General features: G+C 62.0%; 14 protein-coding genes. All 14 read right to left on the reverse strand.

Annotated elements, in window-relative coordinates:
- Positions 1–7: 7 nt before the first annotated feature.
- A complete protein-coding gene (gene hypE / locus ACWAT4_RS41780) occupies positions 8–1,075 on the reverse strand; it encodes a hydrogenase expression/formation protein HypE (protein ID WP_128955154.1) in 1,068 nt (355 codons plus the stop codon).
- Positions 1,072–2,202 (reverse strand): hydrogenase formation protein HypD, encoded by a 1,131-nt coding sequence (gene hypD, locus ACWAT4_RS41785; protein ID WP_128930116.1) that lies wholly within the window; start codon positions 2,200–2,202, stop codon positions 1,072–1,074. Before hypD ends, hypE begins: the two co-directional genes overlap by 4 nt.
- The gene (locus ACWAT4_RS41790) at positions 2,199–2,891 is read right to left on the reverse strand and encodes a D-sedoheptulose-7-phosphate isomerase (RefSeq protein WP_128930115.1); all 693 of its coding nucleotides are present in this window, start codon (positions 2,889–2,891) and stop codon (positions 2,199–2,201) included. The genes hypD and ACWAT4_RS41790 overlap by 4 nt, the downstream gene beginning before the upstream one ends.
- Before the next feature lie 4 nt (positions 2,892–2,895).
- Entirely contained in the window at positions 2,896–3,186 is a 291-nt protein-coding gene (locus ACWAT4_RS41795; protein WP_128930114.1) for a HypC/HybG/HupF family hydrogenase formation chaperone, read from the reverse strand.
- Positions 3,156–5,612 carry a carbamoyltransferase HypF gene (gene hypF, locus ACWAT4_RS41800; RefSeq protein ID WP_128955153.1) on the reverse strand — a complete coding sequence of 819 codons (2,457 nt, stop codon included), beginning with the start codon at positions 5,610–5,612 and terminating at the stop codon, positions 3,156–3,158. Before hypF ends, ACWAT4_RS41795 begins: the two co-directional genes overlap by 31 nt.
- Entirely contained in the window at positions 5,609–6,745 is a 1,137-nt protein-coding gene (locus ACWAT4_RS41805) for an NHL repeat-containing protein (protein ID WP_232995560.1), read from the reverse strand. Before ACWAT4_RS41805 ends, hypF begins: the two co-directional genes overlap by 4 nt.
- A 65-nt stretch (positions 6,746–6,810) precedes the next feature.
- A complete protein-coding gene (locus tag ACWAT4_RS41810; protein ID WP_128930111.1) occupies positions 6,811–7,680 on the reverse strand; it encodes a NifU family protein in 870 nt (289 codons plus the stop codon).
- Between the two features lie 259 nt (positions 7,681–7,939).
- On the reverse strand, positions 7,940–8,149 hold the full coding sequence (locus ACWAT4_RS41815; protein ID WP_128930109.1) for a hypothetical protein: 210 nt from the start codon (positions 8,147–8,149) through the stop codon (positions 7,940–7,942).
- Between the two features lie 28 nt (positions 8,150–8,177).
- Positions 8,178–9,239, reverse strand: coding sequence for a tetratricopeptide repeat protein (locus ACWAT4_RS41820; RefSeq protein WP_232995559.1), 1,062 nt, complete (start codon positions 9,237–9,239; stop codon positions 8,178–8,180).
- 54 nt (positions 9,240–9,293) lie between these two features.
- Positions 9,294–9,602 (reverse strand): hypothetical protein, encoded by a 309-nt coding sequence (locus ACWAT4_RS41825; RefSeq protein WP_128930108.1) that lies wholly within the window; start codon positions 9,600–9,602, stop codon positions 9,294–9,296.
- Entirely contained in the window at positions 9,602–10,084 is a 483-nt protein-coding gene (locus ACWAT4_RS41830) for a hydrogenase maturation protease (protein WP_128930107.1), read from the reverse strand. Before ACWAT4_RS41830 ends, ACWAT4_RS41825 begins: the two co-directional genes overlap by 1 nt.
- 24 nt (positions 10,085–10,108) lie before the next feature.
- Positions 10,109–10,426, reverse strand: a complete 318-nt coding sequence (locus ACWAT4_RS41835) for a hypothetical protein (protein ID WP_128930106.1) — start codon at positions 10,424–10,426, stop codon at positions 10,109–10,111.
- Between the two features lie 22 nt (positions 10,427–10,448).
- Entirely contained in the window at positions 10,449–10,760 is a 312-nt protein-coding gene (locus tag ACWAT4_RS41840) for a hypothetical protein (RefSeq protein ID WP_128930105.1), read from the reverse strand.
- Between the two features lie 107 nt (positions 10,761–10,867).
- On the reverse strand, positions 10,868–12,466 hold the full coding sequence (locus ACWAT4_RS41845; protein ID WP_128930104.1) for a nickel-dependent hydrogenase large subunit: 1,599 nt from the start codon (positions 12,464–12,466) through the stop codon (positions 10,868–10,870).
- Positions 12,467–12,472 lie beyond the last annotated feature (6 nt).

Below are 12,472 nucleotides of genomic sequence, written 5' to 3' on the forward strand. Positions count from 1 at the left end.
GGTCCTCTCAGCAGATCCGAGGCAGCTGTTCGCCGACGAGCATGTCGACCATTCGGTGTCCGCCAAAGCTCGTCCGCATCATGACGCGGCTATCCTGGTCCGAGGTGATCCGGCCGATACGGGCGGCATCCAAACCCAGTGGATCTCGCCGCATGGCAGCCAGCGCGGCTTCGGCCTGATCGGGGGGAACGATCACGACGATCTTGCCCTCATTGGCGAGATAGAGCGGATCGAGCCCAAGCACCTCGCAGAACGCCTTCACTTCCTCGCGGATCGGCGTCATGCCCTCCTCGATCTCGATGGAGACCCCCGAGCCGTCCGCGATCTCGTTCAGCACCGTCGCGACGCCGCCGCGCGTCGCGTCCCGAATGAAGCGAGTGCCCGGTGCGGCGGCGAGGATCGCGCCGATCAGCTCGTGCAGACAGGCGCAATCGCTGGCGATCGGCGTCTCGAGCGCCATGTCGCCGCGGGCGCACAGGATGGCGGCACCGTGGTCACCCAGCAGTCCGTTCACGAGGACGGCGTCGCCGGCGCGGGCCTTGTCCACGCCGAGCGCGAGCGAGGCAGGGATCGCGCCTACGCCCGTGGTCGTGATGAAGATCTTGTCGCACGCTCCCCGTGGCACGACCTTGGTGTCGCCCGTGACGATCTGCACCCCCGCTTGCGAAGCCGTTCGCGCCATGGAAAGCGCGACCTGTCGCAAGAGATCGATCTGCACGCCCTCCTCGATGATGACCGCGCAGGACAGATACATGGGCACCGCCCCGCCGACGGCGAGATCGTTCACCGTGCCGCAAACCGCGAGCTTTCCGATATCGCCGCCCGGGAAGAACAGGGGATCGACCACGAAGGAGTCGGTCGTAAAGGCGAGCCTGTCGCCATGGGCTGCGAAGACCGCCAGATCGAACCGCGCCTGATCCTCGAGCGGCTCACAGGCGTGCTCGCCGAAGGCCGTCAGAAACACGTCGTCAATCAGGTCCTTCATGGCTTTGCCGCCGCCGCCATGAGCCAGCGTCACCGAGCTGACATTGACTTTGCCGCGCGTGCGCGTCTTGACGAAGGGGACGAAATTCATACGACCTCCGCTTGGCGCTTTTGGCCGCCATACTGGTAGTAGGCAGCACAGGCTCCTTCGGAGGACACCATCAGTGCTCCGAGAGGCGTTTCCGGCGTGCATGAGGTGCCGAACACCTTGCATTGCCACGGCTTGAGTGCGCCCTTCAGCACCTCGCCGCACTGGCACGATTTCGGGTCGGCGATCCTGACGTTGGGAATCGCGAATTTGCGCTCCGCGTCGAAATGCACATAAGCATCGCGCAGGCGCACGCCGGAATGATCGATCGATCCAAGCCCGCGCCACTCGAAGAACTCGCGCAATTCGTATACTTGGGCCACCGCGCGCAGCGCCGCGTTGTTGCCCTCGCTCGGCACGACGCGGGCATACTGGTTCTCGACCTCGACCCGCCCCTCCGCGATCTGCTTCAGCAGCATCCAGATAGACTGGAGGATGTCGAGCGGCTCGAAGCCGGCGACCACCATCGGCTTGCGATAGAAATTGGCGATGAACTCGTAAGGAGCCGTGCCGATCACCATCGACACGTGGCCGGGCCCGAGGAAGCCGTCGAGCTGCAGGCCGGGACTGTCGAGGATCGCCTTGATGGTCGGAACGATCGTGATGTGGTTGCAGAACACGGAGAAGTTCCGGATCCCCTCGCTCTCCGCCTGCAGGATCGTCAATGCGGTCGACGGCATGGTGGTCTCGAAGCCGAGGCCGAAGAAAACGACCTCGCGAGCGGGATTGCGCCGAGCGAGCTGGAGCGCGTCCATCGGCGAATAGACCATGCGCACGTCGGCACCATCCGCCTTGGCCTGCAGGAGGCTCTTCCGCGAGCCGGGCACGCGCATCGCGTCTCCGAAGGTTGTGAAGATGACCTTCGGGTTCTCCGCGATCGCGACGCAATCATCGACCCGTCCCATCGGCAGGACGCAGACCGGACATCCCGGACCATGAACCAGCTCGATAGCCTTGGGCAACATGCCCTCGAGCCCATAGCGGAAGATCGAATGGGTGTGCCCGCCGCAGACCTCCATCAGGTAAAGCGGCCGGCCCTCCGGAAGTTTCATGCCGGAAACCAGCGACTCGATCTCGCCGATGAGTACGCGCGCCTTTTCGCCGTCGCGGAATTCGTCGACATATTTCATGCCACGGCTCCCTTCGTTCGCGCCGATCCCCGGTCGTCAGCCAAGAGCGTGTGAACGAGATCCCAGAGGATGTGGTAGGCGGTTACATGGCACTCCTGGGTGCGATGGATCGACGTCGTCGGGACGACCAGGCAATGGTCGACGACACCCGCGGTTTTCATCTTTCCGCCGTCGCCGCCCGCAAGCCCAATGGTCACGAGGCCCATCTCCTTCGCCTTGGCAAAGGCGGCCATCAGGTTCGACGAATTGCCGCTGGTGGAGATGCCAATGAGCGCATCGCCTTTCCGCCCCTGGGCCACGATCTGGCGGACGAAGACGTGATCGAAACCGAGGTCGTTTCCGACCGCCGAGATCATCGCCAGATCGGCGACGAGGTTGGTTGCGGCCAGTGCGGGCCTGCCCGCCGTGATCGGGTGGACGAACTCCACGGCGACATGCGAGGCGTCGCAGCTCGAGCCGCCATTGCCCATCGAGAATAGCCGTCCGCCGTTGCGATAGACATCCGCGACCGTTTTCGCCGCGGCGATCAGCACCGCGGCGTTCTCGGCAAAGAAGCGCGCATTGGTGTCGCGCGAATCGCGTGCCTTCTCTTCGACCGAGAGCAGGAGGGCGGCATCCAGCCGCGCCGGCTCCTGCTGTCCGCCATGCAGAAACGGATAAAGTTCCTTCAGGTCGCTGTTGCCTGACATGGCGCTACCCTCCCGGCTCAGCTGCCGAACGCTTCATGGCTTCGATTTCAGCCTGTGCTTCACCCAGTTCTGTGAGAATCTTGAGCGTTTGCGCGGCTTCTTCCTCGTCGATCCGGCTCATCGCGAATCCGACATGGACGAGCACCCAGTCGCCGAGGCAGGCCGACGGCGGATGATCCTCGCTGACGATGCAGGCGATGTTGACCTGCCGCTTGACGCCGCTGACGTCGACGGTCGCAAGCTTTCTCGCTTCGTCGTCGATCCTTACGATCCGCCCGGGAATACCGAGACACATGACGGCTTTCCTTCCCTGAAGTCTTTGTTTGATTTCATCAGATGCGCAGCTCCAATGACGGCTTGGCCGAGAGCAAGTCCGCCATCGTTGGACGGAACGCGCGCATGTGACAGCACAGTGAACTGCTCGCGCTCCAGCCGGCGCACCACCTCCTCGAATAGGATGCGGTTCTGGAAGCAGCCGCCGGTGAGCGCGACGGTCGAGAAGCGTCGCTCGCCGTCCTCGGGGGAGCCGGCGAGCTTGCGTGTCATGGCGGCGATGGACTTGGCCAGCCCCTTGTGGAACCGTGCAGCCATCACCGGCGCCGGTGTCTTCAGGATCAGGTCACCCAGCACCGCATGCCACATCGCGAGCGGCTCGATATAGGGCAAACCCGTGCCGGCGAGATTGGGGATCGTCAGCGGATAGGCCAGCGCCTCGTCTTCATCGGCGAGAGTTTTCTCGTCGACCATGGCTTCCAGCCGCGCCGCCGCCTCGCCCTCATAGCTCTGCGCGTCCCGGCAGACATCGAGGGCGGCGGCCATGGCGTCGAACAAGCGCCCGCAGGATGATGCTGGCGGAGCGTTGATGCGGTTGCGCGCCATCGAATCCAGCAGCGCGCGCGGCTTTGCCGCCAAATATGAATGGAGCTCGAGCTCGGCGAAATTCATTGTCAGCTCGGCCCAGCTCATCTCCGCCATGAGATGCGCATAGAGATTGCGCCAGGGCTCGCGCACGGCCTGGACGCCGCCAAGCATCGGGATCGGCTTGAACGTACCGGCCCGCGTGTAGCCGACATAGTCGGCGAGCATGAACTCGCCGCCCCAGAACGTCGCGTCCTCGCCCCATCCGAGACCATCGAGAACGATCCCGAGGACCGGACGGCCGTCGAGCGCATATCCGTTCTCGGCAAGACAGGCCGCCACATGGGCGTGATGATGCTGCACCTCCATCAAAGGCAGCGTCCCGCCCGCCAGGTGCTCGCGCGCGAGCTTGGAGGACAGATATTCGGGGTGCATGTCGGCGATCACTGCCGTAGGCTCGTGCTCGAAGAGCGCGGCATAGAGCGATAGGTTCTTCCTGTAATCGTCGAATGTCGCGACATCCTCCAGGTCGCCCTGATGCTGGGACAGGATCGCAGCGCCGTCCTTGAGCAAACAGAACGTGGCCTTCAGCTCCCCGCCCATGGCGAGCAGATCGGGCGCTTTCGCGAACCCCCTGGGCAGGGCGATCGGCGCCGGTGCGTATCCTCTGGCGCGACGCAGGAGCCGCGGCCCGCCCGCCACCACCCGGACCACAGAATCGTCGACACGGTTGGCGATGCGCCGATCGTGGGTGAGCGCGAACGTCGCAATCCCCGCGAGGCGCTCCGTCATCTCCGTATCGCCCGTCACCTGCGGCTCGCTCGACAAATTGCCGCTGGTCATGACGACCGGCCGGTCCATCCGCCGCAGCAGCAAGACATGCAGCGGCGTCGTCGGCAGCATGAAACCGAGCGTCCGCAATCCCGGTGCAATCTCGTCAGGCAGGTGCTCCGGCCCATTCGCATGCAGGAGCACGATGGGGGCCGCCGGGCTTGTCAACGCGACCAACTCGTGTTCGGCGAGATCGCAGAACCGGCGGATAACGTCAACGTCCCTGGCCATCAGGGCAAACGGCTTGCCGTCCCGCTGTTTCAGTTTGCGCAGCCTCCTGACCGTGTCGGCCTGGGTGGCGTCACAGGCGAGCTGGTAGCCGCCGAGCCCTTTGACGGCGACGATTTCGCCCTTCTGGATCAGGCTGCACGCCGCATCCACATCGTCAAGCATGGAAAACTGCTCGAAGGTAAAGTGACGCCCGTCGAGCCTGACCAGCTTCGCCTTGGGCCCGCAGGCATGGCAGGCGATCGGTTCGGCGTGAAACCGCCGGTCGGAAGGGTCGCGGTATTCGCGGGCGCAGTCGGCGCACATTGCAAACGGCGACATCGCGGTCTTGGCGCGATCGTAGGGGATGCCGTCGACGATGCTCAGCCGCGGCCCGCAATTGGTGCAATTGGTGAAGGGGTAGCGGAAGCGGCGCGCAAAGGGATCGGTGGTTTCGCGCGCGCAATCGGCACAGAGCGCCGCGTCAGGTGAAATCTCGGTATGAGCCCCGCCATGTGCGCTCTCGACTATCGCAAAATCGTCGCGCAGCACGCCCGCATAGGCGGTGATCTCGATTGCCTCGATCTGGCTCAGCGGCGGCGGATCGCCAGCGATGCGGTCGACGAGCATGTCAATGATCGCCCGTTCTCCCTGCACGCGAACCAGAACGCCTTCTCCGTCATTCAGCACCTCGCCGCCAAGCCGCAGTTCCCGCGCGTGGCGCCAGACCGCCGGCCGGAAGCCGACGCCCTGCACACGTCCGCGAAACCGGATTTCAACGACCTCGACAGGGTTCTGCGGCGCGGCGAGGTTGAGCCTGCTCATGGTGTTTTGTCCCAGATCAGGATCCGGTTGTTGCCGGTGTCGGCGATCGCCAGAGTCCGACCGACTGCCGAAGCAGCATAAGGCCAGCACAGGCTGTCGCGACTTGCCGCGCGCCAGCGATTGTCACCTTTGTCGGCAAAGCCGTTCTGGGCCGCCAGCCCTGTGGCCGGCGCATCCATGGCGAGGTCCTGGAGATGGAAGCCAAGCAGCCGCGAATTTGCGGTATCGCAGACCACGAGCTGGCCATCCCAGATGACGAGACCATAGGGCATGCTCATCGCGCTCGAGGATGGATCGTACGAGCTGCGATTGTGATCGACGCCCGCGAAATCGTCCTGGCCCAGCACGAAATCGCACGGCGTCCCGCTGACGGTGGGGAAATGGCGCCATACCATGACGCGATTGTTGCCCGCGTCCGAGATCGCGAGTGCGCCGTCATGGCAGGCGATGCCGTGCGGCCACCGCATGCTGGTGGCACAGACGTCGCCGCCGGCATTGTCATCACGGGTGACGAAGTCTCTTTGGCCGAGGACCAGATCGGCCGGCGTGCCGTTGGCGGTCGGAATGCCGTTCCAGATCAGAACGCGGCGATTTCCGGTGTCGCAGACGATCAGCCTGCCCTGGAAGATCGCGACCCCGTAGCACCAATTCAGTGTGTCGGAGCGAGACACCGCTCTTCCGCGATTGGCTAGGCCTGAGACGAAGTCCGCCTGACCTAGAACCACATCGGCGGGCTGGTTCGAGGCGGATGGATAGCGATTCCAGATCAGGATCCGGTGATTCCATGCATCCGCCACGGCCAGGATGCCGTCTGCGGCAGCGACGCCGGTCGGGAAGTTGAGCGTGTCGGGGCCGATGTCGCGCTTGGCGTTGCGGCCCTCGCGCGAGAAGTCGGATTGACCGATCAGAATATCGGCGGGCGCTTGATCGGAGGACGGACAGCGGCTCCAGATCAGCAGCCGATGATGGCCACTGTCGCAGACGAACATGGGCCCGTTCTTGTCGAGACACACCCCACGCGGGCCGAACAACGTCTGGGCCGACGGAACGATCGATTGCACAAGTCCGTCCGGCGTGACCTCTCCACCCAGAATCACGCGGGCGCCGGCCGGCGAGAGAAACCGGCGTGGCACGTGGTTGTCGCGCATCCTAGCGCGCGGTCGGTCCAAGCGAATGGTTGCGGCTGAAGTGATCATGGCTATGCCGTTATCCTCACTTCAACCCTGGTTCCGATGATCCTGACCGCGTGCGGCTGCAGTTGCACCTCAGGCGCGGTCAGGCATTCGCCACTGGCGAGGTCGTATCTGAACCCATGATAGGGACAGGTGATGATGCCGCCCTGCACCTCGCCATCATGGATCGGAAGGCCGAGATGCGCGCAGGCATTCTCGAAACAGGAGATCGATTCCCCACTACGTGACAGGATGATCTTGCGTCCGCCCAATTCCATCGCGCGGACCAAGCCCTCCGGAAAATCCGCCCAAGCTCCCGCCGGTATCCACTGTCCTTCCGCATTCAGCGCGAAGGGGCTGATGAACCGAACGCCGCCTTCGCTCGCCGCGGCCAGCCCCTTGACCTGAATAACGTCGGTGATCTCGGGGCAGACATCCTGAAGCGCCTTCTTCACGCCGGCATGGAATGTCAGCGCCGAGGCGGGACAGCCGTCGCAGGCTCCCTTGAACCGAACCTCCACTGCCGGCGGGCGAACCGAGACGAGTTCGACATCCCCACCATGCGATTTCAGCATCGGCCGGACGCTTTCGAGTGCCTGCTCGACCCGCTCGTTGAGGGCCGCCCTCAAGAGGTTGTAGCGCCGCAGCACCGCGTAGACGAGCTCGTCCGAAGCTGCGCTCTTCATGGCGGCCAGCGCGGCGGGATCGGCCTTCAAGGCACGTATCAGGCGCCGGAACGCTTCCGCATTGAGCGCTTCGATCGCGATCTTGTAGGCGGAAACGACGCCCCGCTGCGTTTCATCCCAGGTCGCCACGACCGTTTCCAACCGCTCGATATCGCCGACAAAGCCGGCGAGATCCTCCCGAAGTGTTGGTGTCGATTCGTGAGCGTTCATGCGATCTCGCGCCGGCCGCGCTCCTCACCTATAGCGGAGGTTTCGGAAGAGATAAGGCTGCAAGCCCCCACCAATTGCTGCTGCCAGGGCTGAAGCCGCCCATATCGGCGCCCCGACCAGCGTAAGAATGATGAGCAGCATGGCTGTGACCGCCACCCCGATCGCAATTTGCCGGTAAGCCTTGGCTGGGTCTGCGAAAAGCTTTCCGCGGAAGAACAACAAGATGGAGTTCTGTGTCATTGCCCACATGTCATCTTCCTCAAGCGATGATCGAAAGAGCGATAAGGCCGACGAAAACGCCGGCAATTCCAGCCAACGGGCCGTAGAAACCACCGAGCAGCGCTGCGAGCTCATTTCCGAGCACTTTTCCGCCGACGATGAGGCCGCCGACCATTCCTCCTGCGATTGATGCAATCATCGCCAGACCGAGACTTAAGGCGAATATTGCCGGAGTAAGTGACACGCTCATTTGCAAGAACTCCTTCGATCCAGATTTGCTAGGAATGCAGGGTGGTAGGTCGATCGAGAAGCGCCGACAGCTCCATCAGCTCGCGCTCGATCTGCATGGAGGCCTCGCTGACGATCTGAGCGCGACCGGGATCTCCATGGGCCAGGAATATTTCGCGCGCCTCTCTGTAATAGACGAGGGCCATTGAGAGATTGATGCCCCTGCCGGTTTCCGAGTTCGAGGCATGACCGGGCAGATTCCACAGGCAGTTTGCCTTGTTCGAGATGGTGTTCGCGTACTCGATCGGCATCGTCTCGCGGGTGCGGACCTTAAGTGCCTCGTCATAGGCCTCAAGCGCGCGAAGATTATTCTCGAGCACGTGGCTCGAGGCGACATATTGGAGGGCATTGCCGAGGTTGTTCTGCAACATCGCGTATTCGACAGGATCATCGACGAGAGTCACGACTTTGAGCGCTTCCTCGAAGGCTTGAACAGCAAGAGCCTCTCGCATTTTGCCGCGCTGATCGGTCATCGGCATGGAGAGAAAGGCCGTCGCCAAATTGTTCTGAAGAATGGCGTACTCTTTGGGGTGGCTCGTTCGAGTGAAGGTACGAAGGGCGCGTTGATAGGCTGCTATCGCCTCAGAGATCTTTGCGCGGCCAACGGCAGCGAGGCTTTGGATGCACAGCCCGAGATTCATCTCGGCTTCCGCGGTTTCTTCAAGCGTTGCGAGTTGAGTGAGCTCTGGCATGATGGCTTCGAAGATGGACCGAGCGAGCTCGATTGACTTTGTGCCCTGCTCGGGCATCGCCTGCAGCGCCGTTGCTTTGCGCGCCAGAATACGAGATCGCAGCAAAGCCAGCTCACCGGGACAGACGGTCAGGGCTTTGTCGTAGAGTTCTATTGCGGAGTTGATCTCATCCGGCGACTTGGGCCTCGTTTGCAGCCCTATTCCGATCTCCATGAGCATCTCGGCTCGCTCGGCCGGCGTAGCCGTCTCGGCCTCCGCTGCTTGCAAGGCTGCGCGTACCTGTTCGCTCAGAAGGCCTGCCGCCAAGGTGTCCTCCCGGACCGAGCGCTTGATTTGCCGCGCGTCATTGATGCGGATCAATCTTGCAGCCAAATTTTCAGTCTGTCTACTCAATAAGCGAAATGTAAAGAAAGTTTACAAATCGAACGCATGCGCGATGATGAGAGCTTGGTCAGCGGAGGACCATTCGGCTGCGAACTCGCGGACGTCTATCGGGACATTGTGCTCGCTGAAGAAGTCGGGTGCATGCACCACGCGATCACCAGCGATGTTGCGCATCTTCAACAGATATCCACCGCCCGCCTGGTGACGGACTGGCAGGATGCAAAGATCGTTGTCTCGTCGGAGCAGGATGACGCATTGAAGGCCATCGAAGAAGCGTCTGCAGAGCGCGGCAGAAAAGTAGAGCGAGCCGTCTTTGATGGTGACCGCAAGATTTGGCATCAGCCCACCGGCACGGCCTCCTGGGGCGTTCGCAGCAACTCTTCGATCCTAGCGGCGACCTTCATGACCGCCTGCGATACACGACAAGATAGCGACAGACCAAGATCGAGTTGCTCTGCCTCGATCAGAAATACGATGACATCGTCGGGAAACGCATCGCGAAATATCGCCTTTCCGGCGAAAAGTGCGTGCTCCCAGCGAAAGTCGTGCAGATTAAGTCCACCTCCATAAGGTTTGGTCAATTCGTGTCCTGGGACCTCGAAGATTGCGCCCGGCTCGGAGCCGGATCTGCAGGCATCGACGATAATCAGCGTTCGGCAGCCCCGCGCAGCGAACATCGCCGCCATCCCGTCGGTGCCAGCGTCGAGCAGACGAATGTCAGCATTCTGTCCGAACCCCCGATCTTTGAGCTGCCCGAGAACAGCAAGACCGGCGCCGTCGTCGGAACGATTTGGATTTCCACAAGCAACCACGGCAATCACGGCGTGCCCTTTCCATGAGGCGCATCAGATGCGCCAGAGCTTACAGGACCAATCGGGTTCGACCGGCACATTCAGTTCCGGCAGCTCGCAGAAGCGCTGGTGCACCTTGTAGTACATGCAAGTTTCGCAAAGCTGCGTAATGCCGGCGTGCTCAATCGGATATGAGGTAAACCCCGCGAGCTTGAGCTTAGCCTCCAGATCATCGCCTGCAAGGCGAAGGTCGCAGACAAGCCGCTGAACTTGCTCATGGCTGTCTGCGCGCGGATACACGTCCGTGGCAAGACCAGAGGTCAGGAGACCGATGATGCGGGAACGTAAGCTTTCATCGCTGGCGGAGGCCATGACGAGCGCCTCGGGTGAGAAGCTAGATGCGCCATAGCCGGCACCACCAGTCCGGCTCGACAGGCACAGACAGCTCTGGCAGATCGCACCATTTGCGGTGCACGAGATAGTACATGCATTCCAGGCAGCGTTGCCTGTCAGGTCCGTAAGGATGGTCGAGGAACCCCGAGATCACGAGTTTGGCCTTGAGGTCCTTCGTATCGAGCTGACGCAGCTGCAGCAAAATTTCCGCAAATTCCTTGTCCGTCTCGGGAAAGGGCTCGACTTGCGTTTCGAGCCCATCCGCAAGCATATCGGCGATGGCTTTCAGGGTAGCCCCGTTTTCGGACGCCATTGTGCGACGCGCCTTTTGACGTAGTGATCCACCGTGGTTCGCTCGGCCTGCGAGAATGACCAAACGAAGCCTGTTGATGCAATCCAGTGACTCGAGCGAGTTTGCGGTCAGGCTGTTCTAAAGCGCGCCAGTTCCTCTCCTGTCTTTGCGTCGTGCGCGTGGACCGTGCAAACCAAGCACGAATCATAGGAGCGGCAGACATGGCCGACTTCAACGGGATCGCTCGGATCCTTGATAGGCGAGCCGATCAAGGCCTGCTCCATCGGTCCTCGGGTGCCGTCCGCCGCCCGCGGTCCAACATTCCAGGTAGTCGGCGCAATGATCTGGTAGTTCTTGATCTTGCCGTCCTTGACGTCGATCCAATGGCACAGCGCTCCTCGGATTGCCTCTGTGGCGCCCCAGCCGCGCCCGTCGCGCTCGTTGGGCTTGATATACCACGGGTCGTTCAGCCGAAACTCACGAAGCGCGTGTTCAGCTTGCCGGTATAACTTGACACCTTCGTGCATGCGGGCGAAGTGCCTGAGCATGACGCTGGCGCCCCCCAGCTTCTTGTACATATCAAGGACCAGCGGATCGTAATGTTGCCAGCTCTCGCCGTGCTTGCCGCCTGCGATCAGCTGCCGCGATAGCGGCCCAGCTTCGAGCCGGCCGCTTTCATCGTGACACACGGCGGTGGCCCAGGAATACTTTCCACCCATGTCGACGGCGTTCTTCTGGGTCGGTACAGTCTTGCGGTCAAACGGATGCAGCCCACCCGGCTCATCGTACCAAGCATGGGCTGTGTCTTCGCGCGTAAAGTTCTGGTCCATGAGCTTGAACGTATCGCTACGGCCATCGTAGACGCCGCTCTTCATGATGACCGCGGCGTTGCGGCCTTCGATCGTCGGTTTCTGATACTTGTCCTCGTGGGGAAGGTATCCCCAGGACACGAAGCGGCCGTGACCTTGACCATACTTGTCCATGCCGCAATCGATGCTCATCCGCCAGAACATGCCCAGATCAGAATTGGCGTGGTGCGGCGTTTCATCAAGCCAGGCCATGAAATCGTCATAGCTTTTGATTTGTTCGTACCGCTCGAGCGAGCAGCCTAGCCATATCTTTTCCATCCATTCGCGGCGGAAATACTCGAGGATCGACCAGGCGCGCGTCACGTCGGTGAGCGTCGGGGCACACATCACCCCGCCCGGTACCATGTAGCTCGAGTGGGGCCATTGCCCGCCCAGCAGAGCATAGATTTCGACGGGCTTGCCAGAAATCGTCACGCCGATTTCGTAATTTGCGCCGGTGAAGGGAGCGTAGCGCCTCACCGCCTCTTTATAATATTTCGAGCTCGAATAATTCTTGTGAGTGTAGTCGATCATGAAGAGCCCGTAGTGATGGCGCGGAAGGCTCTGCAGACTCTCGACGAGCTGGCCGAGATTTCGGGCCAGGATGGCGTTGCGTGGCACCTCGGTCTGCCAGGCCGTATCGAGCGCCCATGCGGCGCAGGTCAGATGCGAGGCGCCGCAAATGCCGCAGGCGCGCGGTGTGACAACGAGGCCGGCTTGGGGATCCTTGTCACGCAGAATGATTTCGAAACCGCGAAACAGCTCCGCTTGGGTCCAGGCGTCGACCACGACCCCATCCTGGATGTTGACACGCACGTCGAGATCGCCTTCGACCCGGCCGACCGGCGAAATGTCCAGAGTTTGCACTGCGCTTGGCATGTGAAT

Source organism: Bradyrhizobium sp. T-1 (assembly GCF_053592855.1).

Coding starts and splice junctions, on each gene's coding strand:
- hypE (WP_128955154.1), bottom strand. CDS start 1,075: ATGAATTTCGTCCCCTTCGTCAAGACGCGCACGCGCGGCAAAGTCAAT.
- hypD (WP_128930116.1), bottom strand. CDS start 2,202: ATGAAATATGTCGACGAATTCCGCGACGGCGAAAAGGCGCGCGTACTC.
- ACWAT4_RS41790 (WP_128930115.1), bottom strand. CDS start 2,891: ATGTCAGGCAACAGCGACCTGAAGGAACTTTATCCGTTTCTGCATGGC.
- ACWAT4_RS41795 (WP_128930114.1), bottom strand. CDS start 3,186: ATGTGTCTCGGTATTCCCGGGCGGATCGTAAGGATCGACGACGAAGCG.
- hypF (WP_128955153.1), bottom strand. CDS start 5,612: ATGAGCAGGCTCAACCTCGCCGCGCCGCAGAACCCTGTCGAGGTCGTT.
- ACWAT4_RS41810 (WP_128930111.1), bottom strand. CDS start 7,680: ATGAACGCTCACGAATCGACACCAACACTTCGGGAGGATCTCGCCGGC.
- ACWAT4_RS41815 (WP_128930109.1), bottom strand. CDS start 8,149: ATGAGCGTGTCACTTACTCCGGCAATATTCGCCTTAAGTCTCGGTCTG.
- ACWAT4_RS41825 (WP_128930108.1), bottom strand. CDS start 9,602: ATGCCAAATCTTGCGGTCACCATCAAAGACGGCTCGCTCTACTTTTCT.
- ACWAT4_RS41835 (WP_128930106.1), bottom strand. CDS start 10,426: ATGGCCTCCGCCAGCGATGAAAGCTTACGTTCCCGCATCATCGGTCTC.
- ACWAT4_RS41840 (WP_128930105.1), bottom strand. CDS start 10,760: ATGGCGTCCGAAAACGGGGCTACCCTGAAAGCCATCGCCGATATGCTT.
- ACWAT4_RS41845 (WP_128930104.1), bottom strand. CDS start 12,466: ATGCCAAGCGCAGTGCAAACTCTGGACATTTCGCCGGTCGGCCGGGTC.